Origin of the sequence: Pseudomonas sp. IT-P253, assembly GCF_949768125.1 — a bacterium.
In the GTDB taxonomy this organism is placed as follows: domain Bacteria; phylum Pseudomonadota; class Gammaproteobacteria; order Pseudomonadales; family Pseudomonadaceae; genus Aquipseudomonas.
In genome coordinates this window covers 480,195-503,628 of the sequence record NZ_CATKPT010000011.1, presented here as the reverse complement: position 1 = coordinate 503,628, position 23,434 = coordinate 480,195, and the positions used below count along the sequence as shown (strand labels likewise).

Below are 23,434 nucleotides of genomic sequence, written 5' to 3'. Positions count from 1 at the left end.
CATGAGCGAACTATTCAGCAAGTGCCGAGCTGACGCCGAAGCGCATGCCCGTGCCGAGTACCCGCGTGAGTCGGTCGGTCTGGTCGTCAGCGTGCGCGGCAAGCCGGCCTATGTGCCGTGCCGCAACCAGTCAGAAGAGGCTGATCACTTCATTCTGCACCCTGAGGACTACGCCGCCACCGAAGACCTGGGCGACATCATTGCCGTCGTGCATTCACACCCGGATGCCGGTCCCGAGCCGAGCCTGCATGACATCGCGAGTCACGCGGCCAGCCGCATGACCTGGTGGATTGTCGGGCTGAAGGATGGCGCTGCAACCTGGCACGTAATGCCGGCTGCCGGTGAAATGCCGCTGGAAGGCCGGGTCTTCGTTCACGGGGCAATCGACTGTTACACCCTGGTCCGCGACTACTACCGGCAGGAACTCGGAGTTGAGCTGATGGATTTCCACCGCAAGGATGATTGGTGGCACAACGGCGAGAGCCTGTATGTCGATAACTTCGCGAAGGCCGGCTTTGTTCCTGTTGCAACTCCAGAGCCGGGCGATTTGATTGTTATGGCCATCGGCAGCCCAACACCGTGTCACGGTGCCATCTGGCTTGAGGGCGATGTGTTGCTGCATCACCTATATGGTCGTTTGAGCTGCCGGGAGGTTTACGGTCGCGCCTACCGCGAATGCACGACCCATATCCTCAGGTACAAAGGTGTATTGCCAACCATTTGATGCTGTAACGCCGCAAGGCAGCACTACAAGAGAGAGAGCATCGAATGATGGCAAATTGACTAATGGTCTGAGGCCGCTGTAAGTTCCGAGTCGCGAGGGGTTCAAATAGAATCAGTAGTCGGATAACGCTTACCAAATAAGGGAATGAAATTGGCCAAGTTTATGTGGATTGTCACCATCATAATGTCGTTAATTGGTGCTGTTATTGGGTTCGGCGGCGTAGCCTTGGCGCAAGGCGCGCCGCAAGAAGCGGCTTCAGCTGCCATGGGCTTAGCTTGCGCAGTGATTCCATATTGCATTGCTCGGGCGCTAACCGAGATGCGCTCGCTCTAGAGTTCCGATGGCTGTACCCAGAGCCCGGCCCCGCGCCGGGCTTTTTGCATCTGGCACGCATGAAAAAGCCCGTGGAAACGGGCTCATGATCAAGACGGTTGCTTAGGTGGTGGTGGCGGTGGTTCCTTGGAGGGTGTCGCAGGCATCGGGCGCCTAAGAATGCTCTGCGGCGACAAGCCGTCTTGAGCCAGAGTAGACCCGGTCTTTTGTTTTGAAGTCATACGGCCCTCCTATCTAGAATTTTCCGGTGCCGGTGGCGGCGCCTTAGGAACAACTGACGGCAACGGCCGGCGTATTACATTGGGCCGCACGAAATTTTCGGGAGAATAGGTCAGCTCCCCACTCCTGAGCTTGCGAAGTACTTCCCGCTCTTCAGCAGTCATGTTGGGATCCTCAGCCATTTTTTGGTTTTTCTGGTGGCTGTGGTGGTGCTTTCGGGACGCTCGCGGGTAGTGCGTTTCTGTTGCCCGGCGGGTTGACATTGAAACCTTCATGCAGATCCCTCAGCAAGCCTTTCTGCAGAAGCTCTTCAGTAAGTCGCTTATCACTCATTATGTTCACCTCAGTTCAAGAATTCGACCCGCTGGACGTCTGTCCCTAGGATCATGTAGGAGTGTGTCTGCGTCGACGGGATCGCCACCTCGTCTTCTATCCAATGCGGGCTGCTTATCAAATAAGCACCTGTTTGCCTATCATTAGGGAAAGCGTCGATGTAACCCATCATTCGCCGCCCATCGTTGAAGTGAATTATCACTGCGTGCGCGGCCATTTGCTTGTAGATGTGGATGGCGTCCCCCTGCGAGGCGCGAGTGGTCAGGCTAAGCTTTCTAGCAAGGGAAAATGCAATGTCGTTATTGCACAAATACGCAAGGACAAGACCCGTCACAATGGCAAAAACAATAGAGGTCCAACTTGTCGAGGCTTCATCCCACTGACCGAAGGAATAAAAGTCGCCTATCAAGTAGCACAACCTCTCGGTGCCAGCGACGAAGACCTGAATAACTGCCGTGGTGATGAGCGCCTGTAATATCTTTTCAAAATATGCTGGCTTCGGAATTTCTGCAAACCAGTAGAAAACGATCATCGCCAAAAAACCAGGCATTAGCTGCTGGAGAACTGGTATCACCTCAGCGGAAAGGCCTTCCATTAAACACTCCTTGTTAGCTGACCCGGTATTTGATCTGAAAAAGCCCGGCGGGCCGGGCTTGAGTTATTCCTTCGGGTAACGCTTCCTAGATTTTGGCCCCTTTGGGGTGGCGGTTAGTCCCACCATCATGTCGATCTCCTCAAGCGCCTTGAAGGCCCGGCGTAAAGCTTCGCTAACTTTTTGGTCTGGGGCGCCCCCTGGGCCAAGGGCTGTTGTTCGGTGTACTTCATCGACAGCAATGAGCTTTTCCTTGTCGATTTTGAAGGTCACTCCGGGGTCACCCGCAGACTGGGTGTAAAAGACGCTTTCAGGATCCATTCGGTCGAGATCACATACCCCCATATTGTCCGGCTCAGTAAAGCTTCGCTCCAGTCGAGCAAGTATTTCTGCGGTAGCAGACCGTTTGTTCTGCTTTGCGGCTGTCATTACCCAATCGCGAAGAGACTCGGGTATGCGCAAATTGAATTGCGGGTCGGTTCGGCTCATGTCAACTCGGTCAACTATTTGTTTACTAGGTTTACCGGGGAGAATGCATCACGGTGGTATTGACGGCAATGCATCACCGTTATACATTTGTTTCGTGCACAACGGTGATGCACACGGAGGAGTGATGAAAGTACGCGAAATGGCTCAGGTAGTTTTCCGCGCAGAACCAGACATTAAAGCGTGGCTTGAAAAGAAGGCTCGGCGGGAACAGCGCAGCCAGAATTGGCTAGTCGGGAAGGCTCTGAGGGAGGCAATGCAGCGAGATGAACAAATCGGACAGGCATAAAAAAACCCCAAGCGTTCGAGCGCAAGGGGTTTCAGGTAACGAGATCAGTCTGGAGAAAGATCACATGCAAAATACTAACACAGTCGTGGATATGCGCAAATTTGTGGAAGCCCGAAACGGCGAGGCGTTCACGTCCACTCAGCAGGTCGCAGCAGCATTTGAAAAGCTGCATAACCACGTGATCGCAAAGGTGAGAAGCCTTGAGTGCTCTGCTCAATTTTTAACCGACAACTTTTCGTCGGTTCAATTTGAGCATCGCGGCAATACTTATGAAGCCTTTGAAATGACCAAAGACGGCTTCATGTTCCTGGTCATGGGCTTCACCGGCAAAAAGGCTGCAGCAATCAAGGAGGGCTACATTTCCGCCTTCAACTGGATGGCAGAGCGGCTTGGTCTTTCTAGCAAGGCGCTCGTAGCGAAGGCGGTATCAGAAGCTCTTGGAGCAGAAGGTGCGCGCACCCTCAGCAATGTGATGCGCTGCCGCGTAGCCAAGCTGGGTGTTGATCAACAGCGCAGTGCAACTGCCAAGCTTGCGTCTGCACTCCACGCGCGATTCGATGTTCCTCGCATGGAGCTGATACCCGCTGACCAGATGGATGCAGCCTGCAATTTCATCGCGAGCTATGCGATCGAGGGTGAATACATCCCTCGTCTGTCGAGCGCGATCCCGAAGAAGCTTGGCGAATGCGAGCGCTATCTGATCAGCGCCGATCCTAACGGTAATAAGCAAATCACCCCTGTGCCAATGAATGCGTTCGTCCTGTCGCGACAGCAGTTTATGAAATCGATGCTAGTGGATGGGGATATGCCAGTCTCGACGGAGGAGATGTTCCAGTTCGTAGCGTTGGCGACCGAGAACCTGCGTAGGCGATCACTCTTCAAAGCTACCCGAAGGGAGGCAGCATGAACTCGACGATCATCCCGTTTGATTACGATGGCAAAGAGATCAGCTTTAATACTGACGGCTGGATAAATGCTACCGAAATCGCCAGACCTTTTGGTAAGCGTCCTGTCGACTGGCTCAAGCAGGATGAGACGAGGCAATATCTCAAGATCCTGGGCGAGGTTCTTAATTGTGATCCTGAGTCACTTTTAGAAACTCGCCGGGGGCGCCACCACGGCGGGACATGGCTTCACCCGAAGCTGGGCGTTCGATTTGCGCAATGGCTGGATGTCAGATTCGCTGTTTGGTGCGACCTTCAAATTGACTCGATTCTCCATGGTGATTTGGGGGCTCGGCAGCAATTTGAAAACGCATGCAAAGCGCTCGATCATCGTAAAGACCTTGCAAGCCTCCAAGGAAGGGGCCTTGCCGCATGGCGATGGCAAAAACCTGCTCTTGAGAATCGCGTGGAGTATTGGCGAGAGCAATTACAGCTCACGCTAACGCTCGACGCCGCCTAACATCTCACGAACCCGAAGAACCCCGCCTATGCGGGGCTTTCGTGTTGCTCCCACGTTGATGATAAAGTCTTGCGATATCTCAACGAGGGACCGACATGAAAATATTTGTAGGTGCTTTGGCGCTTATTGCGCTGGCTGGGTGCGTTACATCGCCAGTACCAGCGGAAAAAGCAAAGCCAGTACCGGCTGATCGTGCTGTATTGCTCCAGAGCAAGCCAACTGTGCCGTATGGAACGATACTCGTAACACGCGATACCGGCTTCTTGGGTGGAGGATGCTTCCTGGCTGTCCATGTTGATGGGCAACTTGCAGCGAGGATCGATACTGGCGAGGTAGTCAGCTTTTTTGTTCCCGTTGGCGACCACCTTGTTGGCATGGGGGTCGACAAAAGTGGCGGCGGAATGTGTAGCTGGACAAACATGCTCAAAGAGCAATCAGTCAGCCTGACAAATAACCAGACCAAGCGATTTCGTATCGGCGGCGACTCACAGGCAGGGCTGGATATCAGGCCTAGCTCTTTTTAACTCAGATAGCTTACAAACCGCCTCCGGGCGGTTTTTTATTGCCCGGAGAAAAGCATGTCTGCTTCCAATAACCAACCAATTACCACCATCAAACTGTCCGGCAGCCTGGCTCAGAAATTTGGCAGAAAGCATGAGAAATTGCTCGAAAGTGGCACCGCCAATGAGGTGTTCGGCGCCCTAAGGAACACCGTTGAAGGTTTTACGGATGAGATCATGCGACTGTCGCGCCTGGGCATACGCTTCGCCATCTTCCGTAACCGCGAGAATGTCGGGGAGGGTGAGTTCACCTTGAGCGGAACGAGGGAAATTCGCATCGTTCCCATCATTGCAGGCAGTAAGAATGGTGGCTTGTTCCAGACTGTAATGGGAGTTGCACTGATCGTGGTTGGCGCCGCTATCAACTACTTCTCCGGCGGCGCCCTGGCGTGGATTGGTACGCCAATGATGCAGGTCGGCATCGCCATGACCATTGGCGGCGTCGTGCAGATGCTCACACCAGTCCCAAGTTCGAAGTCAGGCAGCCAGCAAGAGCAGGCCAGCACCGAAAACAAACCCAGCTACCTGTTCAACGGCGCTTTCAACTCGACGCAGCAGGGCCTGCCGGTCCCGGTGGTCTACGGCAAGATGCTGGTCGGCTCCAGCGTTATCACAGTTGGCACCTGGTCGGAGGCTCTACCGGTATGAGCGAAGTAATTGTCGGCAGAAAGGGGGGCGGGAAGGGTGGTGGAAGCAGTAGTAACAGTAGCTCCGTGCGCGCCGCCGTAGAGGCCCCGGATAGCCTGCGTTCACGTCAACATGTGCGGGTGCTGCATGCAATCTGCGAGGGTGAGATAGAAGGCATCGTCGGCGGCGACCAGGGGATCTTCTTCGACGATGTGCCGCTGCAGAACTCCGACGGCAGCTACAACTTTTCCAGCGTCAGCATCGATACGCGCACCGGCACCCAATGGCAGGGCTATATGCCGATCACTGGACTTGAGGCCGAGCAGTCCGTTGGCGTCGAGCTGAAAGGATGGATTCCTATCGAGCGCGCCATCACTGATACCGATGCTGATGCAGTCCGCGTGACTGTCAGCGTTCCGCAGCTGTTCTCACAGAACACGCAGAACGGCGACACGGGTGGCTCTTCTGCGCTTTTTCGCCTAGAGGCCAAGCTTGGCAGCGGCGCGTGGTATCAGATGTGCGAAGACATTTTGATCAATGGCAAAACCATGAGCCGCACGCAGTTTTCGTACTATCTGCGTTTGCCGGTATCTGGCGGCCTGCCGCGCTATATCCGCGCAACCCGAATGGGGGGCGACTCGACAAGTTCTACGATCCAGAACCGCACCTTCTTCGACAGCATGACCCTGTTGTGGGACGAGAAGCTGCGCTATCCGAATACCGCGCTGTGCGGCGTCAGCATTGATGCTCAGCAGTTCGCCAGCATTCCGCGCATGGCCTTCATGGTGCGCGGCCTAAAGGTTTTGGTTCCAAGCAACTACAACCCCGCAACACGCACTTACAGCGGATCATGGAACGGCTCGTTTAAGCGCGCATGGTCTGATAATCCGGCCTGGGTCTGGTACGACATGCTGACCAATACCCGCTATGGGTTGGGCGGCTTGCTCGACACGGCGCTGGTCGATAAGTGGTCGCTGTACAACATCGCCCAGTATTGCGATGCGATGGTTCCAAACGGTTACGGCGGCTGGGAGCCGCGTTTTACCTGCAACCTCGCGCTGACCACTCAGCAGGACGCCTGGAAGCTGATAAACGATATGGTTTCTGTGTTCCGCGCTATTTGCTTTTGGGCGGGCGGCACGCTTACAGCGGTGCAGGACGCGCCGCGCTCCAGTCGATACCTGTTCAATAACTCCAGCGTGGTCGGTGGTGACTTCAATTACCAGTCGGTTTCCTCCGATCAGCGCTATAACGTTGCTGCCGTCACCTGGAACGACCCGAACCAGCAATACAAGCAGACGGTCGAGGTGGTCGAGCGTCCCGAGCTGATCGCGAAGTGGGGACGCATTCAGCAGAGCGACGTTGTGGCCATCGGTTGCACTTCGCGCGGTCAGGCTCGACGCTTGGGTCGTTGGCTGCTGTACGCCGAGTCTGAGGCTGTTACGTTTGCTGTCGGTGCAGACGGCGCAATTCCGCTTCCGGGCGATATCATCGACGTCGCTGATGCCAATCGGGCCGGCGCACGCAATGGTGGGCGACTGCTGACTGGCAGCACGGCTTCAACCCTCCTGCTGGATGCTCCTATCGGTATGGCGGGTGCTGGTGTGGTCAGCGTGATAATGCGTGATGGCAGCTATGCCCGTGCGAATGTCACGGTTCCGGTCGGTGCAACACAAATCGACGTATCGCCACCGCTGGCCTCTGCACCTCTGGCCTCTGCTCCATGGGTGTTCTCGACAGCTGCGCTGGATACGCAGAAGTTTCGCGTTGTTGGTATTAGCGAGGGCGACGATGGAACGTACGCGATCAGCGCCGTAGCATTCGATCCGGACAAGTTCAATGAGGTCGAGTACGGCACGCCGGACATCGACAACCCGACCAGCATCGTTAACCTGGCCAAGCCTGATCCAGTTGGTCAGCTGACATTCTTCGAGTCGCTCTATGACACCGGAACCGGTATGGCTGCCGCACGACTATCGGTCAGCTGGACGCAACCGGCGCGGGCGATGCGCTATCAGATCGAGGTAATGAGGCCGGGTGGCAACTGGGAGTATGTCGGGGAAGTGTCGACGCCTAGCATCGACTTCGATTCTGCAGCCTCTGGCTTGTGGTCGGTTCGCATTACGCCGAAATCGGCCCTTGGCCTTTCTGGTGCGGCCTCAATTCAAACCTATACCGCGCTGGCGCTACTGGTGCCGCCATCGGCTCTGACTGATCTGCGGCTCGATGTAATTAACAGCGTGGCGACTCTAGCATGGAACCCCGTTCCAGAGTTGGACGTGAAGCTTGGCGGCAGTATCGAAGTTCGTCATGCGCGCAACACCGCGGCTACCTGGGACGCTGCTTTGCCACTAATCGAAGTGGCGGGGCGCTCTACGTCGTCAGTCGTGGCGTTGCTGCCGGGCAAGTACCTGGCGAGAGCCGTCGACTCGTCGGGCGTTGGCGGCCCTATCACAGAGGTCTGGTCGGATGCTCAAGTGCCTTTGCCGGCCAACGTGATGCTGACCATCACCGAGTCGCCCGATTTCACGGGGGTAGCAGTTAACGCAGTAGCTACCGACGGGCTACTCAAGCTCTCGGGTGCCGGACTGCTGGACGACGTGTCGGACATCGATGCGCTGCTCTCGGAAGTCGATAAATTCGGCGGCTCGCAGCTGTCGGCATCCTATCGCTTTGCGGCGCCGGCCGACCTTGGCTACGTCTACGACTGCCGACTGACCGCCGATGTAGAGGCCGCGATTTACGACGACGGAACCTATATCGACCCGGTGCTGGATTTCGATTCACTGATCAGCATTGATGGCGACCCGCCAAACGGCGTGTCGCTGTCGCTGTGGGTGCGTACATCAGACGTTTCCCCAGCAGCGTGGTCGGCATGGAAGCCTTTTGTTGTTGGCGACTATCGCGCTCGCCTGTTCGATTTTGAGCTGCGCGGGTCGGTACCGCAGACCACAAACTGGATCGAGGTTTCCAAGCTTGAGGTCGTTATCGACATGCCCGATCGCATTGATAGCGGCAATGACGTGGCCGTTCCTGCCGCGGGTCTGGTCATTAGCTATTCGCCGCCGTTCGCCGCGCCGCCAGCTATCAGCCTGACCGCGCAAGGGCTATCGACTGGTGACTGGCTCGACGTTTCTGGCAAGAGCGCAACCGGCTTCACCGTGTTCATCCGAAATTCCAGCGGAGTAGCCCAGTCGGGCCGCTCGATTGACTACATCGCAAAAGGATACTGATATGTCGCAACACGATATGGATATTGCAAACGGTCCGGGGTTGACGTTTCGAACTGACGTTAACGCCGCACTGAAGGCGCTCATGACGCTTAGCAGCGGCGCGGCAACGCCAAACCCTACCTTCCCATGCCAGCTATGGGCGGACACGGGCACGGGCCGGTTAAAGCAGCGCAACAGCGCTAATACGGCATGGCTTGATATGGGGACGCTTGACTCTGCACTGCGCGACGCAGTTGATTCAACCTCGTCAGCCATCGATACCGGCGTCGCCAACGCCTATGTTTGCGCCTTCACTCCAGCGCTAACCGCTCGCAACGAACAGCAAGTTCTCCGCTTCAAGGCCAAGAACGCAAACGCGGGCGCATGCACGCTAAATGATGGCGTGGGTACGGTTTCACTCGTAGGCGGTGGTCACAGCGCTTTACAGGGCGGCGAGATCGTTGCCAACGGCGATTGCTGGGCTCAGTGGAATAGCTCCGTTGGCGGAGGCTCTTACATCTTGCTGTTCTGCACCGGGGCTGCCGAGCAAGTGGCCAACGCAACGCAAAGTCAGCACGCGCTGCCGCTTGGTCAAGCGATGACTTTGCTTAATCAGCCGGGGCGCGTCGATTGGTTTGCGACAATGTCTCCGCCAAGTGGATATTTGGCGGCGTATGGCACAGCAGTATCGCGCACCACTTACGCCGCGCTGTTCGCCGCGATAACGGCACAAGTTACGGGCACGGTTACATCGGGCAGCAACATCATTTCAAGCGTGACCAGCCCGCAAGCTATGTGGGTCGGAATGCCGATTAGCGGCCCTGGTATTCCAGCTGGCGCGACTATCACTGCTGTAGGTGCAAGCACCATCACGCTATCTGCAAATGCAACGGCCACCTCTACAACAACCGTTGTTATCTGCCCGTTTGGTGTTGGTGATGGATCGACCACGTTTAACGTTCCTGATGCTCGCGGCAGGTCAGCTCGCGGCTGGGATGGCGGCGCCGGCCTCGACCCTGGCCGCGTGTTCGGTAGCCTGCAGGCAGATCAATTCCCTGCTCACACCCACACGTACGGCTCTGCGACATTCTTCACTACAGCCACCGGCGGTGGCAGTACCACAGTTGCTGCCTGGTCCTCTGGTGTCACGAGCCCGACGGGTAGTGGTTCAGAAACGCGGGTGAAGAACATTGCATTGCTGCCTTGCATTAAATATTGAGGATAAAGAAAGATGATTGTTTTCAGCTTTGACCCAACAAATATGGAGTTTATCGGGGTAGCAGACGCCTTTGAGTCTCCGCTGGAGCCGGGTGTTTTTCCTCTCCCGGCAAACTCTACAGAAGTTGCCCCGCCCGACTTTGATAACGTCACTCAAATCTGCACATTCAATGGTACTGACTGGACTCTTACCGCCCGCCCGTTGCCAGAGCCAGATCCGGTACCAACACCAGAAGAAATTCACGCTGCAAAGGTGTCCGCCCTTTTGAATGAGCGCGTACAACTTCTGAATTCGTCGGACTGGATGACAATCAGGCATCAAGACGAGTTGCTGGCCGGCGCAACACCAACACTAACAGCCACCAAACTCAAAGCCGTATTGGATTATCGTCAAGCGCTTCGCGATCTGCCAAAAGCTGATGGCTTCCCTGAGTGCAGTCTGCCAGCGCTGACTTGGCCTGCCTCCCCGTAATCCGTTCATTTTTCCGATGCCCGCCAAGTGCGGGTTTATTTTTGCCTGGAGAAAAGTATGCCTGTCACTGAAAAAGATCGAGACATCCTCGCTCGCACGTTATGGGGTGAGGCCCGCGGCGAAGCGCTGGTCGGGCAGATCGCCGTGGCTTGGTCGATCCGCAATCGTGTGGACGACGGCAAGGACAAGTCATGGTGGGGCGAGGGCTATGCCGGTGTGTGCCAGAAGCCGTACCAGTTCAGCTGTTGGAACAAGAACGACCCGAACTACGCCTACCTGAGCGGCACGAAACCAATCCCTTTCCGCGAGCTGGCCCAAGCGCGGATTGCCGCTGACCAGGTGATCGATGGCAAGGTTCCAGATCCCACAGGGGGAGCCACACACTATTACGCGACCACCATGCCGAAGGCTCCGGACTGGGCGGCGAAGGCCAAGCAGACGCTGAAGCTCGGTCACCACGTGTTTTTCAAGGATGTGCCATGAAACCACTCTGGCTACGCATCCTTCCTTATATAGCTGCGCTGGCACTGGTGGCCGGCGCGCTATTCGGCACCTACCACCACGGCGTGACGGTCACAGATGGAAAATGGCAGGCCGAGTGGAATGCCCGAGACACCCGAGACGCTCAGGCAAAGGCAGTAAACGAAGCCGTCGAGCGCACGAAAGAACAGGCCTATCAACAATCCATCAATAAGGCGATCCAGAATGGCCAACAGCTCATTGATCAAGCAACTGCTGATGCTACCGCCGCTCGCGCTACTGTTGTCGGCCTGCGCGGGGCAGCCGACAACCTTGCCAATCGCCTCGCAGCCAGTGAAGCCAGCGGCAATTCCTGCACTGCCGCCGCAAGCGCGGCAGCTACCCGCGCCGCAATGGTGCTTGCCGACGTGCTCAAGCGCGCTGACCAGCGAGCGGGCGATTTGGCTGAAGCTGCTGACCAAGCCCGAGCCAGGGGAGTGACCTGCGAGCAGGCTTACGATGGATTGGGGAAATAGGGATTGTGTTAGGTCGGCAGAACGCCGGGATGGTGTGCGATGTATTCAGCCGGTGGCTGCTCAGTGCCAACCGTTACCGAAGCCGGCAGCGTGGTTCATGGAGGAACGCGCGCCCGACTTGACCCAGCGCATGCTCAACGAGTTATTGGCATCACCGATGCCGGCGACCAAGGATTGATTGCATTGGCGGCGTGCCAGGCATACGTCCGGGAAATCACGTGTTGAGTGTTACCCGTTATTGACCACATCACCGCCATCGCCGCCGAATCGCTCTATCAGGTTGGCTCCTTGGTTATGCACATTGCCAATGGCTGCACTGACCTTGAACCATTCGAAGACCTCGGACGGCTCTCCCTGTTGAATCATCATATGCTCGGCGCGCTCCTTGGGCGTGGCCGGGTCAAGCCATTCTCGGGCCAGCTCCGGTGCCAGTATTACCGGGCGTCGGTCGTGGATGTCCACCATTCCGCCGGCCGAATCGGCGGTGATGATCACGAAACCGTCATACTCGCTGGGCGCGTGGTCGCCGGTCGTAAACTGGCCGATTGAGGCGCAGAAGGCAGGGGCACCATCTCGGCGCCGGATAAGGTAGGGCTGTTTCTTGGGGCCACCTTCATCGACCCACTCATACCACCCGTCGATTGGCGTAATGGCGCGGTGTGGCCAGATCGCCCGATAGAATGGGCTATGCGCTACTTTTTCGACTCTGCCGTTCGGTTTCGCTGGCCGGTCAGTTGCCCAATGCGGTCGCCAACACCACCTGACCAGGTCGGCGCGCAGCGTGTCGCCTTCCTGGCGAAAGAGGGCGACCCTTGTTGTAGGTGCGACGTTGTACTGCTCGAGCGGCTGATCGCCGACGCTGTTGACCAGAGCATTGGGCATGCTCAGCGCCGCCACGAAGTCGTGGATACCCCGGTACTGGGAAAGTCTTCCGCACATTGGCGAGTCCTCCACTTGAAATATCAGCTTAGCTCGTCTGGCATTACGATGGATGATTAGGAACCGTGTTCGGTCGGCAGAACGCCGGAGAAGGGGAACTACTGTAGGAATATACAACGCTAAGTTATTGATTCTTATAGGGTGATGTGGCTGATTTGTACTTCGTTAAAAATGGCAATTTTTCCTTTTGTATCAATAGCTTGCGTCAGCCTAGGGGCACCTTGACATGGTGGCGGCTTAAATCATCTATGTCCGACTGCAGTCAAACACGAAGGACGGCAACCGACCCATTGCGGACGCTCAGGCAATAGAAGACTGACTTATTTTTATCATTTTCAAGCGCCTTTCACTCATCAGGGCGGCAATAAGCTAGTACGGGTCACGCTCACAGCCACTCTTCATGCTGATGTAGGAATGCGTCACATTGTGGGAACCGTTCCACCATCAATCACATATTCAGTGCCAGTGATGACGCTCGCAAGCGGCGAGACGAGGAATGCGATGAGATCGGCGACTTCGCTTGGTCTAGCGGGGCGTCCGATCGGGATGCCTCCCAGTGAGCCCATCACTATTTGACGGCCACCCTCATAATCCGTGTCGTTCTGCCTCGCGATTTCCTCTACAAACGCAACTGAGGCCTTGGTCTCCACCCATCCCGGTGAAACCCTGACTACGCGAACACCCTTGGGACTGACCTCTTTGGAAAGACCCTTGCTGTAGTTCGAAAGCGCGGCCTTGGCGGCAGCGTATGCAAGTGTGGATTCAGGTAGCGGCAGCTGGCTCTGGATAGAAGTGACATGGATGATGACGCCCGAACCCTGCTTGAGCAGCATGGGCAGTAGTGCTCGGTCGAGGCGAACTGCCGGGAGCAGGTTCAGGTCCAGAGCCCGTTGCCATTCCTGATCGTCGAGCATCGCATAGCCACCGGCGGGAGCCGATGATCCGCCAGCGACATGAACGATGATATCGAGCCCGCCGAGACGATCATGGACGGCATCAACGACGCTGGCACAACCCTCGGTGGTGCTGATGTCCGCCGCGACGAAGATGTCCTCGGGAATGTGCTCGGGACGTGAACGCGCAGCAGTCAGGACTTTTACACCAGCCTCGCGCAAGCGAAAGACAACGGCTTCACCAATACCCTTGGTCCCGCCGGTGACCAACGCCCGGCGGCCTTCAAGTCCCAGTGCCATGCTCATCAGCGAATCTCCAGGGATGCGATCTTGTCGTCGGCAAGTTCAACAGTGTAGGTGAGCTCGATCGGGCTACCAGGGAAGTTCCCGGTAAGCCGGGCAAGCAGGGTCACGATCTGTCCTTTCTGCGAGCTACTCAATGGCTCGATGCTGTATTGATACTTGGCCTGCGAAGCTTGCTTCCAGGCTTTGATGGCCTCCAGCCCATTGTACGTCTGGCCTTCGTCGCGCACGGTGGCGTCCTTGCTAAAGCAGCGCTCTAATATCTCGATGTCGGTATTTTTTTCGGCGGCAAGGTAGCTGGCGAGCGGTTCAGGCAATTCGATTTTCATGGCGCATTACCTCGCTGATGTGAGGATTGCTTCACCCACATACTCGCTATAGGGTTACCAAATGGCAAGAACGCACGAAAAAGTAAGTTAGGTAAATATGAGAGAGATTTATACACCGTCGACCGCGGCCTGCAGCGTGGAAGCAGTGCTCAGGCAACTCGAAGGACGATGGAAGTTGGTGATCCTGTTCCACCTCTTCGGAGGCCAGGTGCAACGTTTTTCCGAGCTCGAAAAGCTGATCCCCGAGATATCCCAGAAGATGCTCGCCCAGCAGTTACGCCAGTTGGAAGCGGATGGCATCGTGCATCGCACCGCCTATCCGCAAGTACCGCCTAAAGTGGAATATCGCATGACAGAGTGGGGCCAGGCGCTGTGTCCGGCACTAGATGCACTGTTGAGATGGGCGGAACTACGCGAGACGCTCAAACCAGGAGGTTGCTCCACCCAGGATTCACAGCCCAGCTGAGAGGCGGCTTCTGGCCGATTTCTGCCTGTGAGCGATCACTCTGGTGTCATCAGTACCGCGAGCGTCATCTTGATGAACTCTTCATTCTTGTCGATCGTTTCCAAGGCGCCACGCACATTTCCACCGACCTCGGTTGCTCCGCGTTGCTCGACCCAAAGCGTCAGCTCCATGATGGCAGCCTCCAGGGCGAGCTGGTTTTCGTTGATCTTGAACAGCAGGGAAGGGAGCAGGTCTGAGTTTGGCATCGTGAATCCTCGGCGATGAGGTCAGCGTAGCATCGTGTTACATGAAGGATATTTAACGATCGGCAGGACGCCGGAGAGGGGGTAGAACGTGGCGAGTTATGGAACACGTCCAGAATAGTTATGGAACACATGCCGAGGGGCATCGCCTTTGCCAAACCCCAGAAACGACAAAGCCCTGAAAAATCAGGGCTTTGACGTATAAAGATGGCGGAGGCGATGGGATTCGAACTCATGGACCTGTTACAGTCGACGGTTTTCAAGACCGTTGCCTTAAACCACTCGGCCACACCTCCGTTTGCGTTGCGGGCGCCATAATACCTGAATGAAACACACTGTCAAACTCTCTCCATCGCTTGTTACAGAGCGTCTGTTATGATCTTTGCGACTGAACGTTTCAAACCAACAGGAGTGTCGCCATGCGCGAACAGGATTACGCAGTTAATAACAGCGTGCAGGCTGAGCAGCTAGAGGTTAGCCGCGTCCTGCGCAACACTTACGGCTTACTCGCACTCACCCTCGCATTCAGCGGCGTGATGGCGTACGTTGCCCAGCAGATGCGTGTCGGCTATCCGAACGTTTTCGTGGTGCTGATCGGCTTCTACGGGCTGTTCTTTCTCACCAACAAGCTTCGTGATTCGGCCTGGGGCCTGGTGTCGGCATTTGCCCTGACCGGTTTCATGGGTTTCCTGCTCGGCCCGATCCTCAACCGCTACCTGGGCATGCAGGGCGGCGCTGAAGTGGTCAGTTCGGCCTTCGCAATGACCGCACTGGTATTCGGCGGCCTGTCGGCCTATGTGCTGATTACCCGCAAAGACATGAGCTTCCTCGGCGGCTTCATCACCGCAGGGTTCTTCGTGCTGCTGGGGGCAACGCTGGCCAGCTTCTTCTTCAAGATCAGCGGGCTGCAACTGGCGATCAGCGCAGGTTTCGTGCTGTTCTCCTCAGTCTGCATTTTGTTCCAGACTAGCGCCATCATTCAGGGCGGTGAGCGCAACTACATCATGGCGACCATCAGCCTGTATGTATCGATCTACAACCTGTTCATCAGCTTGTTGCAGCTGTTCGGCATCATGAGCCGCGATGATTAATCGCCAGCCATGAGTAAAAAACCCGTTACGGCGGGTTTTTTATTGTCTGCGATTTGGATCAAGGGCTTATGCCATAGGGGGCAGCCGGCGCTTGACCGGAGTTTTCTTGACGATCGCCGTGTTGGTTTCGGCGTGGGTGTTGAGGCGGTCGAGCAGGGTGTCCAGTTGTTCCATCGAACGCACATGCAGGCGCGCGATGAAGCAGTCGTCGCCAGTGACTTTGTCGCACTCGGTGAATTCGGGGATGGACTGGATTTGCCTCTCAACTTCCTGCAACTGTCCTGGCAGTGGGCGGATGCGGACAATCGCCTGGAGTTGATAGCCGAAACATTTGGGGTCTATCTCCACGGTGTAGCCCTTGAGCACGCCTCGTTCTTCAAGGCGGCGCAGACGCTCTGCAACACTCGGTGAGGACAGGCCGCTGATTTGCGCCAGAGCCTTGAGCGATCGCCGTGAGTCCTCCATCAATGCGCTGATCAGCACTTGGTCGATGTCGTCGGTCATGGCGAAACCCCAATTAGGTGATTAATGAAAACTGCCTTGATAAAAAAGGCAGATGCGAAGTTTAGCCTGCTTTTTGCGCTGGAGAAGACCCTTGGTGGATTGGCATACTTTGGTCTCAAACACAGGAGTCTGATGATGGACAAAACAATTCGTCACGGGTCATTCGAAATGACCGCCGCCATGCTGATTTCCGGGACTATCGGCTGGTTCGTGCTGGTTTCCGGGCAGCCGGTGCTGGATGTGGTGTTCTGGCGTTGCGTTTTCGGTGCTGGCACCTTGTTGCTGATTTGCGCGGCATTCGGCTTCCTGCGTCCCGGTATTTTGACCCGTACCACCTTCTTGCTGGCCGTTGTCAGCGGGGTGGCGATTGTCGGTAACTGGGTGCTGTTGTTTGCGTCCTACTCCCGTGCCTCGATTGCTATCGGCACCGCTGTCTATAACGTTCAGCCGTTCATGCTGGTGGGGTTGGCCGCCTTATTCCTCAACGAGAAGATCACCCTGCAGAAACTGTTTTGGTTGGGCATTTCGTTTCTCGGAATGCTGGCGATTGTCAGTGCTCACGGAACGGCGGGCGAGGGCGGCAATGACTACCTGATGGGGATCGGACTGGCGCTGGGCGCCGCCTTCCTTTACGCGATTGCCGCGCTGATCATCAAACGCCTGACCGGCACGCCTCCCCATCTGATCGCGTTGATCCAGGTATCCACCGGCGTCTTGTTGCTGGCGCCATTGGCGCACCTTTCGGCGCTGCCGCAAGCGCCGAGTGCATGGGCCAGCCTGATAACACTGGGCATCGTTCATACCGGTGTGATGTACGTTCTGCTGTACGGCGCGATACAGAAATTACCGACAGCATTGACCGGCGCGTTGTCGTTTATTTATCCGATTGCGGCGATTTTTGTCGATTGGTTTGCCTTCGGCCATCGCCTGGAGCCGTTGCAATGGATCGGTGTCGCCGCGATTCTGCTGGCAGCTGCCGGGATGCAACAGGGCTGGAGTTTGAGGTTTCGGCGGGCGGTTGAGCAGTAGATAAAAAGTCAGTTTTCAAATAAATTTTTAATAGTATCAATGTGTTCAGCAGTTACACCGTAAGTAGCATAATATTCTTGCGCTCCCTTTCTGTTGAACACTTCGGATTTCGGAGTATTGGCAATAAATATACCGCAGGACTCCAGCCATCCGGGAGTAGAATCAATGTCGTGTGGTGTCATGTTCCACTCAGTCGAGCAGTCTTTTTTGAAGATCATATACAGATCAATTTTTTTATCCTCCAGCAGTCTAAACACCGGGGTGGTGCTGATGTGTTGACTGGACAATAAATGTTGGCATTGGTCTTGTAGGTATTTAGTTGTTTCCTTCCAGTCAGGCTGCTGTGTATCAATTGTCTTCAGCAGCGCGGGAAGATGCCAGTCTACAATGCGTAACTCTGAACCGTCGCTGCTCCGGGGAGGATGGTAAAAAATAGGGAGGGGGACGTCGCCTGGAATGAATTGGAAATGGGGCATGTTCTTGTCACTACTGCTCTCAAGTGGATTTTGCACAATAAAATCGCCAGGTGTTCCTCTCTGGGTTAAAAAGTCTGCCATCTCAATAAAATACTGTGTTTTATTGGTTGATTTTCCAGCGTTGTGCGAGCTGGATTCTTTCAAATATATTTGTTCGTTGTAGTGTTCCAGCCGCTTGATCGGAGCTGGATTAAAAAAAATCCCGCTATCGTCCCTGAACTTGCAGTACAGCAGGTTTGTTTTTTGCGCGTTTTCATTGATTCGATGTATCGTAAAATCCGGTGTAATTATTTTTTGATTAAAAAAATAAGGTTTTGTGGGGGGCTGCTCGATAAAAGGAGAGCCGTTCAATGTCATCGAGGTAGGTCGCGTTTCTGCTGTGTGGGCATAAAATCTGGAAATTACGTTCTGGTCAGCGTTCAAACGAACCAGACGTTCTTTTTTTTGAGTGTCGTCAATTCCTAACTTGTCCAGCAGTTGTTTTCTTGGCGCTTGAAGCGCTTTTTCAGCAAAGGCTACTGCCGACGGCTCGCCAAGTAAATACATCATGTACGGCGAACAAGGTTCTGACTCACTGGGGCCGGCGAGGGGATGGGTCATTTTCTCAATATGACTATTGCCTTTTCCCGGTACGTCAGAAATTTCTATATGCGCACCTTTTTTTTTGCTCTCGATTAATTGCTCTGAATGAGGTTGAGTATTTCGGGCTGGCGGAAAGAACTGGCGGACACTCATTCGATCATTGTTAATTGTCATTTGGGTGATCCCTTTTAGGCCGGGTTGCTGTCATTTAACATTCGGTGGGTGATGAAATGTTGCAGTAAAGGTATTTTATTGGCGGTAATGGCGCTGACCAAATTGCTGTCTATCTGGATGCCGCTCTCGGCGAATGTCCGACAGGCTTCGTCAAGGTCACCAATCATGTAGTACAGAAAGAGAGAAAGTGTTTGGTGGGTTTCAGGGTGTGTTGCTCTGAGTGGAAGTTGGCTTACATATTCGTTGGCAAGTTCTGCTCGGCTTTCAAAGAGACTAAAGAATTTGTTGTCGGGTTGTGCATCTTTCAATTTTGAGTTGTGCTGTATGTAAAACTCATTGAGGTCTTTTGCAATGCCAATGATTTCGTTCATGGGAAGCAGGAGTTGAGGGTCTATCATGAATTGAATTTTTTCAAGGTCGCGAGTCAACGGTGCGCAAAGGACCTCATTTGTTCTTTCTCTAAGCTGAGTACGCGCAGGAAAGGCCTTGTTTTCCGAGCAGTCAGGTTTAAGCTCCGCGTTTTGGTCATGGTTCATAAGCATCGGAACCATTTCGAATACTGTTTTTTTCAGTCCATCGCTTCCTTGTATCAAGCGAGGGATTTTTTCAAGTACTTCTGGGAGGTTGTCGTATGTATTAATTTGTTTTTTGAAAAGGGATTCGTCGGTCATATCGATACCGTTTTTGCTAAATTTTGCGACAGTTATGCTTTCAAGAGGTTTGATTCCATTTTCTTTAATCAGTGTTCGTATTTGAGAATTAAGAAGCTGTTTCTGATTTGCCATGTGTTCCATGAATTTTTCTGGAGTGCTATTTTTAAATCCACCTAACACGAAATTTTGCAAGGGTGTGAGATTGACGGCCTGCGCCAATTCTTGATGAGAAAGAAATGGCTGGCATCGGTCTAGACCATGAAATGTCATTAATTCGGCACTCCTGGACTCTCCGTGATCCAGTCCATCCTTGTTGCTGGCCGAACGATGGTGCGCAATCATTTCAGTGCGAATTCCAGTCTCTATCGGAGTATCGTTATGTGGGTTTCTTATGACTACATAACGTGCACCAGGGACCTCTCGAAATTCATTTTCCAGGCTTTCCAATGTTGGGAATTTTGTCGCAGCTTCGGTGCGGGTGAAGCGAATGAATTGGTTGGTGTCGTAAGGGAAGGCTGCCAGGCACTGCTCTCTATTTGCGTCTAGTGTTCCCGTTTTACGGGTGGTTATGATTTTGAATTCTGCAGCATAATTGCTGTTGTCAAAATGAAACATCCATTCCCTGTACTTGCCGTCATCTTTGCTGGCAGGATTGTCCATAAAGCGAAAGTTGGAAACGGCAGGGATGTCACCCAGTTGGAAAGCGGCTTTAAAGAGTTGCAGTGGCGTTAATTTTGCGTTGAGGCAGCGGGTATCTGTGATTTTTGGTTTTATATTTTGGGAGGAGAAATCAACTTTTGAATAGTCTTCTTTTGTGATGGAGTGGTTGTCCATAATTTCATCGTAGAATGCCTTGAAGACTATGTACGCTGGTAGGTCAACCTCGCTTGCAGATACACCGAAAGTCTCCCACTCTTTTAATATTAATAAAAATTCAGATTTCAAGTCTTCATCTATCAGCGATATGAGGTCGCAGCGGAGAGCCTCTGTTCGTTCCAGGTTGGACAGTTGTTTGTAATTTGTTCTTTCAGATTGACTCAAATCTATGATGGCTTGAAATCGATTGGGGATGGTACTGGTCGTGTTGAATTGCCCTAGGATTGTATTGATCAGGCTGGGTTCTTTTACCATCTCCGCAGGCTTGCAATGAATGATTTTATCTACGAAGGTTATGTTCAGATTCTGTATGTCTGTTTTTGTGATTTTGTGTAGTATGAGTTCGGATCCGGCAGTATTGAGTGTTTCGCTTAGTTGATAATAAACTTTATTGATGTCGTCATATATGAGTCGTTTGTTTCCTTTAACAGTTTGTACTTCTATGCACTGAAAGGATTTGAAGGGAAGGTGGGATTCACAAACACTGTTGATTGGCAATGTAAATTTCTTTTTTGTTGATCTAATGAACGCGCCATTCTAATTAAGGAGGGTGTTCTGTCTATAAAGAAAGGCTCATTATTGCTGGTCGTTCATTAGCCGCCACCACGGCGTCAACCCTGTAGCAGCAGGCTTCGGCAGCTGTTACAGATTGTGTACGGCTTAGACGGGTGTCAGATGTTCCAGTACGGCGCAGTCTTGGCCAGTCGCTGACGCATCTCGCCGATGTTGGCCGCTAACTGGCGGACCAATAATCGGTAGCCGTCCAGAGGGCTGTAGACCGGAGTGTCCAGACTTGAATCCGACGTCAGTTCTACGGGCCGACTGAGCCGTTGGGCCCCACCGGATTTCAGCGCCCGCGCCATCCCCACCAGTTGTACCCGAATCAGTCGATGTTCCGCTTTCAGCGACGATTGCAAATGGGCCATCGCGTCCGGATCATTCGCATCTGGTCGGGTGTTGCCGAGGATTTCCAGGGTACTGACACACATTCGCAGATGGCGCTGGATAGCGTCGAGTTCGGTCATGGAGATTCGCACTTCCTTGGACACCGATGGCATCAGTGAGCGCAGTTGCACCATCACCGTGTTCAGGCGACCCACGAGTTTGTGGTGTTCGTCATCGGTAACCGATTGGCCATTGATGATGCGCCCGTAGATTGTCGCGCAGTCGCGCAAGGCATCGGCGAGGTTGTAGCGCCAGGAATAAACCGCGTAGAGCGGCAAGGCGAAGGAGAACGCCAGGGCCAGGGCGATGCCGATCAGGATGTCCACCCCGCGCCACAATCCGTCGGTAATCGGATTGTCTCCATGCCCCGCGACGATGAACACAGTAATTGCTGACAGCAGCGCGGTGTAACCTCCCTTGCCAATGGCGTGATACGAAAAGAAGCCGCAAATCACCGCCATCGCGAAATAGGTCAGCCACGGCAGGCCGAGCCAGGCCTGTTGCGCCACCAGCAGCAAGCCGACGCCAGCCCCGATCAAGGTGCCGGTGGCGCGCTCGGCGGCTTTTTTGCCGATGTTGCCGTGGTGCTGCAAACCGCCGATCACCACCAGCATCGTCACCGACGCCCACTCGCCGTGGGGCAGGTTGATGCCGGTGGTCAGCAGAATCGTTGCCAGCAACCCCAGCGACACCCGCACCGCGTGGATGACTCTGGCGTGGCGATAGCGCTGATACGGATCCAGCAACGGACGCAGTAGTCGGCGCATCAGCGGTGGCAGGCGATTGGCTCCGAATGTACTCAGGCTCGGTCTCCTCAGAAGATGTAATCAGTGGTCAGGAAACTTGAACTCCGTCCGCTGATGATCTCGCTGATCAGCTCTTTATTGGTTTCCTGGAACTTGGTCGCGACCAGCGTGCGGATCGAAAACACCCGCAATGCATCATGCACTGACAGTGTGCCCTCGGCGGAGTTCTTGCGGCCGTTGAACGGGAAGGTGTCCGGGCCGCGCTGGCATTGGGCGTTGAGGTTGATGCGTCCGACCTGATTGGCAAAGGTGTCCACCAATCGGCCGACGGCCACCGGGTTGCTGCCAAAGATACTCAACTGCTGGCCGAAGTCCGATTCCAGGACGTAATCAATCACGGTATCTAAATGCCGGTAAGGCACGATCGGCACGACCGGGCCAAATTGCTCCTCCTGGTAGACGCGCATCTGCGGGGTTACCGGGTACAACACGGCGGGGTAGAAAAACGAAGCGCGGGCTTCACCGCCGTTAGGGTTCACCACGGTGGCACCTTTGCCGACGGCATCCGCCACCAGCGAGTGCAGGTAATCGACCTTGCCCGACTCCGGCAATGGGGTCAGTGCCACGCCGCTTTCCCAAGGCATGCCGGGTTTGAGGCTGGCGAGTTTGATGTTGAGTTTCTCGATGAAGGCCTCGACCACGTCTTCGTGGACGAAGAGGATTTTCAGCGCGGTGCAGCGCTGGCCATTGAATGACAGGGCGCCGGTGAGCGCTTCGCTGACGGCGTTGTCGAGATCCACCTCGGGCAATACGATGCCGGGATTTTTCGCATCCAGGCCCAGCGCCGCGCGCAAACGGTGCGGTCTCGGATGGAGTTTTTTCAGATCGCTGGCGGCCTTGTTGGTGCCAATGAACGCAAAGATATCGATCTTGCCGCTGGCCATCAGCGCGCTGACGGTCTCGCGACCGCTGCCATAGATCACGTTGATTACCCCGGCCGGGAAGCTGTCGCGGAAGGCTTCGAGCAGCGGGCGGATCAGCAATACCCCAAGCTTGGCCGGCTTGAACACCACGGTGTTACCCATGATCAGCGCCGGAATCAGCGTGGTGAAGGTTTCATTAAGCGGGTAGTTGTAAGGCCCCATGCATAGCGCTACGCCCATCGGGACGCGGCGGATCTGGCCAAGGGTGTCCTGTTCCAGTTCGAAGCGACTGGAGCGGCGGTCGAGGTCCTTGAGGGCGTTGACGGTGTCGACGATGTAGTCGCAGGTGCGGTCGAACTCTTTTTCCGAGTCCTTGAGGTTTTTGCCGATTTCCCACATCAGCAACTTGACCACGGCGTCGCGTTGTTCGCGCATGCGTCCCAGGAACGCTTCGACGTGCTGGATACGTTCGGCCACGCGCATCGTCGGCCACAGGCCCTGGCCACGGTCATAGGCCCGGACGGCGGCATCGAGGGCGGTCAGCGCGGTGTCGGCATCGAGCAGCGGTGTGCTGCCGAGGATGACTTGTTCATCGCCATGCTCGCCGGCCAAATACACTGGGCTACGGACTTGGGCGAGGGGGCCGGACCAGGTTTTCAACTCGCCATCGACCAAGTATTCACGTTGCTCGGTCTGGCCGTCGAGGCGGTACTTTTCCGGGATGCTGCTGGCGTCAGGAAACAGGTTGCCAAGGATAGGTGCTGGGGTCATATCGCTACTCCATGTGATGTCAGCCATG

At 54.9% G+C, this 23,434-nt stretch carries 25 protein-coding genes, 1 tRNA gene and 1 pseudogene; 14 read left to right on the top strand and 13 right to left on the bottom strand.

Features of this window, described 5'->3' with window-relative positions:
• The first annotated feature begins 1 nt into the window (after position 1).
• Positions 2-724 (top strand): C40 family peptidase, encoded by a 723-nt coding sequence (locus ACM6IR_RS08115; protein ID WP_414907211.1) that lies wholly within the window; start codon positions 2-4, stop codon positions 722-724.
• A gap of 726 nt (positions 725-1,450) precedes the next feature.
• On the opposite strand, the gene ACM6IR_RS08110 is transcribed toward ACM6IR_RS08115, so the two are convergent.
• The 3 genes from ACM6IR_RS08110 to ACM6IR_RS08100 all read right to left on the bottom strand — a co-directional run bounded on the left by ACM6IR_RS08110 (position 1,451) and on the right by ACM6IR_RS08100 (position 2,690).
• The gene (locus tag ACM6IR_RS08110) at positions 1,451-1,609 is read right to left on the bottom strand and encodes a hypothetical protein (protein ID WP_414907210.1); all 159 of its coding nucleotides are present in this window, start codon (positions 1,607-1,609) and stop codon (positions 1,451-1,453) included.
• Positions 1,610-1,619: 10 nt separating this feature from the next.
• Positions 1,620-2,204 (bottom strand): DUF6338 family protein, encoded by a 585-nt coding sequence (locus tag ACM6IR_RS08105; protein WP_414907209.1) that lies wholly within the window; start codon positions 2,202-2,204, stop codon positions 1,620-1,622.
• A gap of 63 nt (positions 2,205-2,267) precedes the next feature.
• Positions 2,268-2,690 carry an Arc family DNA-binding protein gene (locus ACM6IR_RS08100; RefSeq protein ID WP_414907208.1) on the bottom strand — a complete coding sequence of 141 codons (423 nt, stop codon included), beginning with the start codon at positions 2,688-2,690 and terminating at the stop codon, positions 2,268-2,270.
• A 350-nt stretch (positions 2,691-3,040) separates the two neighbouring features.
• On the opposite strand from ACM6IR_RS08100, the gene ACM6IR_RS08095 reads away from it, so the two are divergent.
• The 10 genes and pseudogenes from ACM6IR_RS08095 to ACM6IR_RS08050 all read left to right on the top strand — a co-directional run.
• Positions 3,041-3,883: a Rha family transcriptional regulator gene (locus tag ACM6IR_RS08095; RefSeq protein WP_414907207.1), complete on the top strand. Its 843-nt coding sequence runs from the start codon at positions 3,041-3,043 to the stop codon at positions 3,881-3,883.
• Positions 3,880-4,380, top strand: coding sequence for a KilA-N domain-containing protein (locus ACM6IR_RS08090; RefSeq protein WP_414907206.1), 501 nt, complete (start codon positions 3,880-3,882; stop codon positions 4,378-4,380). The genes ACM6IR_RS08095 and ACM6IR_RS08090 overlap by 4 nt, the downstream gene beginning before the upstream one ends.
• A gap of 95 nt (positions 4,381-4,475) precedes the next feature.
• Positions 4,476-4,904 (top strand): hypothetical protein, encoded by a 429-nt coding sequence (locus ACM6IR_RS08085; RefSeq protein ID WP_414907205.1) that lies wholly within the window; start codon positions 4,476-4,478, stop codon positions 4,902-4,904.
• A 54-nt stretch (positions 4,905-4,958) separates the two neighbouring features.
• The gene (locus ACM6IR_RS08080) at positions 4,959-5,588 is read left to right on the top strand and encodes a tail assembly protein (protein WP_414907204.1); all 630 of its coding nucleotides are present in this window, start codon (positions 4,959-4,961) and stop codon (positions 5,586-5,588) included.
• Positions 5,585-8,800: a host specificity protein J gene (locus ACM6IR_RS08075; protein ID WP_414907203.1), complete on the top strand. Its 3,216-nt coding sequence runs from the start codon at positions 5,585-5,587 to the stop codon at positions 8,798-8,800. The genes ACM6IR_RS08080 and ACM6IR_RS08075 overlap by 4 nt, the downstream gene beginning before the upstream one ends.
• Before the next feature lies 1 nt (position 8,801).
• On the top strand, positions 8,802-9,998 hold the full coding sequence (locus ACM6IR_RS08070) for a hypothetical protein (RefSeq protein WP_414907202.1): 1,197 nt from the start codon (positions 8,802-8,804) through the stop codon (positions 9,996-9,998).
• 12 nt (positions 9,999-10,010) lie between these two features.
• Positions 10,011-10,469 (top strand): phage tail assembly chaperone, encoded by a 459-nt coding sequence (locus tag ACM6IR_RS08065; RefSeq protein WP_414907201.1) that lies wholly within the window; start codon positions 10,011-10,013, stop codon positions 10,467-10,469.
• A gap of 57 nt (positions 10,470-10,526) precedes the next feature.
• Entirely contained in the window at positions 10,527-10,952 is a 426-nt protein-coding gene (locus tag ACM6IR_RS08060) for a cell wall hydrolase (RefSeq protein WP_414907200.1), read from the top strand.
• Positions 10,949-11,464 (top strand): DUF2514 family protein, encoded by a 516-nt coding sequence (locus ACM6IR_RS08055; protein WP_414907199.1) that lies wholly within the window; start codon positions 10,949-10,951, stop codon positions 11,462-11,464. The genes ACM6IR_RS08060 and ACM6IR_RS08055 overlap by 4 nt, the downstream gene beginning before the upstream one ends.
• A 45-nt stretch (positions 11,465-11,509) precedes the next feature.
• Positions 11,510-11,689, top strand: a pseudogene (locus ACM6IR_RS08050) (lysis protein); the annotation flags it as partial.
• A 3-nt stretch (positions 11,690-11,692) separates the two neighbouring features.
• Here ACM6IR_RS08050 and ACM6IR_RS08045 read toward each other — a convergent pair.
• From ACM6IR_RS08045 to ACM6IR_RS08035, 3 genes are all read right to left on the bottom strand, one after another.
• On the bottom strand, positions 11,693-12,403 hold the full coding sequence (locus ACM6IR_RS08045) for an SOS response-associated peptidase family protein (RefSeq protein WP_414907198.1): 711 nt from the start codon (positions 12,401-12,403) through the stop codon (positions 11,693-11,695).
• A gap of 419 nt (positions 12,404-12,822) precedes the next feature.
• Positions 12,823-13,602, bottom strand: a complete 780-nt coding sequence (locus tag ACM6IR_RS08040) for an SDR family oxidoreductase (RefSeq protein WP_414907197.1) — start codon at positions 13,600-13,602, stop codon at positions 12,823-12,825.
• Positions 13,602-13,928 (bottom strand): nuclear transport factor 2 family protein, encoded by a 327-nt coding sequence (locus tag ACM6IR_RS08035; protein ID WP_414907196.1) that lies wholly within the window; start codon positions 13,926-13,928, stop codon positions 13,602-13,604. The genes ACM6IR_RS08040 and ACM6IR_RS08035 overlap by 1 nt, the downstream gene beginning before the upstream one ends.
• 97 nt (positions 13,929-14,025) lie before the next feature.
• On the opposite strand from ACM6IR_RS08035, the gene ACM6IR_RS08030 reads away from it, so the two are divergent.
• A complete protein-coding gene (locus ACM6IR_RS08030) occupies positions 14,026-14,394 on the top strand; it encodes a winged helix-turn-helix transcriptional regulator (protein WP_414907195.1) in 369 nt (122 codons plus the stop codon).
• 35 nt (positions 14,395-14,429) lie between these two features.
• Here the strand turns inward: ACM6IR_RS08030 and ACM6IR_RS08025 are convergent, their stop codons facing one another.
• On the bottom strand, positions 14,430-14,639 hold the full coding sequence (locus tag ACM6IR_RS08025) for a hypothetical protein (RefSeq protein ID WP_090321379.1): 210 nt from the start codon (positions 14,637-14,639) through the stop codon (positions 14,430-14,432).
• 205 nt (positions 14,640-14,844) lie between these two features.
• A tRNA-Ser gene (locus ACM6IR_RS08020) sits at positions 14,845-14,932 on the bottom strand.
• A 123-nt stretch (positions 14,933-15,055) separates the two neighbouring features.
• Between ACM6IR_RS08020 and ACM6IR_RS08015 the strand changes: the two genes are divergently transcribed.
• Complete coding sequence (locus ACM6IR_RS08015; RefSeq protein WP_414907194.1) at positions 15,056-15,727, top strand: Bax inhibitor-1/YccA family protein; 672 nt, start codon at positions 15,056-15,058, stop codon at positions 15,725-15,727.
• A 66-nt stretch (positions 15,728-15,793) separates the two neighbouring features.
• On the opposite strand, the gene ACM6IR_RS08010 is transcribed toward ACM6IR_RS08015, so the two are convergent.
• A complete protein-coding gene (locus ACM6IR_RS08010; protein WP_414907193.1) occupies positions 15,794-16,231 on the bottom strand; it encodes an Lrp/AsnC family transcriptional regulator in 438 nt (145 codons plus the stop codon).
• A gap of 135 nt (positions 16,232-16,366) precedes the next feature.
• On the opposite strand from ACM6IR_RS08010, the gene ACM6IR_RS08005 reads away from it, so the two are divergent.
• Positions 16,367-17,260 (top strand): DMT family transporter, encoded by an 894-nt coding sequence (locus tag ACM6IR_RS08005; protein WP_414907192.1) that lies wholly within the window; start codon positions 16,367-16,369, stop codon positions 17,258-17,260.
• Positions 17,261-17,268: 8 nt separating this feature from the next.
• Here the strand turns inward: ACM6IR_RS08005 and ACM6IR_RS08000 are convergent, their stop codons facing one another.
• The 4 genes from ACM6IR_RS08000 to ACM6IR_RS07985 all read right to left on the bottom strand — a co-directional run bounded on the left by ACM6IR_RS08000 (position 17,269) and on the right by ACM6IR_RS07985 (position 23,406).
• The gene (locus ACM6IR_RS08000) at positions 17,269-18,492 is read right to left on the bottom strand and encodes a hypothetical protein (RefSeq protein WP_414907191.1); all 1,224 of its coding nucleotides are present in this window, start codon (positions 18,490-18,492) and stop codon (positions 17,269-17,271) included.
• A 14-nt stretch (positions 18,493-18,506) separates the two neighbouring features.
• The gene (locus ACM6IR_RS07995) at positions 18,507-20,519 is read right to left on the bottom strand and encodes a hypothetical protein (protein WP_414907190.1); all 2,013 of its coding nucleotides are present in this window, start codon (positions 20,517-20,519) and stop codon (positions 18,507-18,509) included.
• A 173-nt stretch (positions 20,520-20,692) separates the two neighbouring features.
• Positions 20,693-21,733, bottom strand: a complete 1,041-nt coding sequence (locus ACM6IR_RS07990) for an FUSC family protein (protein ID WP_414907189.1) — start codon at positions 21,731-21,733, stop codon at positions 20,693-20,695.
• A gap of 47 nt (positions 21,734-21,780) precedes the next feature.
• Positions 21,781-23,406, bottom strand: coding sequence for an NADP-dependent glyceraldehyde-3-phosphate dehydrogenase (locus ACM6IR_RS07985; protein WP_414907188.1), 1,626 nt, complete (start codon positions 23,404-23,406; stop codon positions 21,781-21,783).
• Between the last annotated feature and the right edge of the window lie 28 nt (positions 23,407-23,434).

Bases quoted from the DNA above. Each gene is read 5' to 3' on its own strand.
- ACM6IR_RS08105 (WP_414907209.1), bottom strand. From the start codon at position 2,204: ATGGAAGGCCTTTCCGCTGAGGTGATACCAGTTCTCCAGCAGCTAATG.
- ACM6IR_RS08030 (WP_414907195.1), top strand. From the start codon at position 14,026: ATGAGAGAGATTTATACACCGTCGACCGCGGCCTGCAGCGTGGAAGCA.
- ACM6IR_RS08100 (WP_414907208.1), bottom strand. From the start codon at position 2,690: ATGAGCCGAACCGACCCGCAATTCAATTTGCGCATACCCGAGTCTCTT.
- ACM6IR_RS08045 (WP_414907198.1), bottom strand. From the start codon at position 12,403: ATGTGCGGAAGACTTTCCCAGTACCGGGGTATCCACGACTTCGTGGCG.
- ACM6IR_RS08080 (WP_414907204.1), top strand. From the start codon at position 4,959: ATGTCTGCTTCCAATAACCAACCAATTACCACCATCAAACTGTCCGGC.
- ACM6IR_RS08060 (WP_414907200.1), top strand. From the start codon at position 10,527: ATGCCTGTCACTGAAAAAGATCGAGACATCCTCGCTCGCACGTTATGG.
- ACM6IR_RS08015 (WP_414907194.1), top strand. From the start codon at position 15,056: ATGCGCGAACAGGATTACGCAGTTAATAACAGCGTGCAGGCTGAGCAG.
- ACM6IR_RS08025 (WP_090321379.1), bottom strand. From the start codon at position 14,639: ATGCCAAACTCAGACCTGCTCCCTTCCCTGCTGTTCAAGATCAACGAA.
- ACM6IR_RS07990 (WP_414907189.1), bottom strand. From the start codon at position 21,733: ATGCGCCGACTACTGCGTCCGTTGCTGGATCCGTATCAGCGCTATCGC.
- ACM6IR_RS08035 (WP_414907196.1), bottom strand. From the start codon at position 13,928: ATGAAAATCGAATTGCCTGAACCGCTCGCCAGCTACCTTGCCGCCGAA.
- ACM6IR_RS08070 (WP_414907202.1), top strand. From the start codon at position 8,802: ATGTCGCAACACGATATGGATATTGCAAACGGTCCGGGGTTGACGTTT.
- ACM6IR_RS08085 (WP_414907205.1), top strand. From the start codon at position 4,476: ATGAAAATATTTGTAGGTGCTTTGGCGCTTATTGCGCTGGCTGGGTGC.
- ACM6IR_RS08065 (WP_414907201.1), top strand. From the start codon at position 10,011: ATGATTGTTTTCAGCTTTGACCCAACAAATATGGAGTTTATCGGGGTA.
- ACM6IR_RS08110 (WP_414907210.1), bottom strand. From the start codon at position 1,609: ATGAGTGATAAGCGACTTACTGAAGAGCTTCTGCAGAAAGGCTTGCTG.
- ACM6IR_RS08005 (WP_414907192.1), top strand. From the start codon at position 16,367: ATGGACAAAACAATTCGTCACGGGTCATTCGAAATGACCGCCGCCATG.
- ACM6IR_RS08010 (WP_414907193.1), bottom strand. From the start codon at position 16,231: ATGACCGACGACATCGACCAAGTGCTGATCAGCGCATTGATGGAGGAC.
- ACM6IR_RS08115 (WP_414907211.1), top strand. From the start codon at position 2: ATGAGCGAACTATTCAGCAAGTGCCGAGCTGACGCCGAAGCGCATGCC.
- ACM6IR_RS08040 (WP_414907197.1), bottom strand. From the start codon at position 13,602: ATGAGCATGGCACTGGGACTTGAAGGCCGCCGGGCGTTGGTCACCGGC.
- ACM6IR_RS08075 (WP_414907203.1), top strand. From the start codon at position 5,585: ATGAGCGAAGTAATTGTCGGCAGAAAGGGGGGCGGGAAGGGTGGTGGA.
- ACM6IR_RS08055 (WP_414907199.1), top strand. From the start codon at position 10,949: ATGAAACCACTCTGGCTACGCATCCTTCCTTATATAGCTGCGCTGGCA.
- ACM6IR_RS08095 (WP_414907207.1), top strand. From the start codon at position 3,041: ATGCAAAATACTAACACAGTCGTGGATATGCGCAAATTTGTGGAAGCC.
- ACM6IR_RS08000 (WP_414907191.1), bottom strand. From the start codon at position 18,492: ATGACAATTAACAATGATCGAATGAGTGTCCGCCAGTTCTTTCCGCCA.
- ACM6IR_RS07985 (WP_414907188.1), bottom strand. From the start codon at position 23,406: ATGACCCCAGCACCTATCCTTGGCAACCTGTTTCCTGACGCCAGCAGC.
- ACM6IR_RS08090 (WP_414907206.1), top strand. From the start codon at position 3,880: ATGAACTCGACGATCATCCCGTTTGATTACGATGGCAAAGAGATCAGC.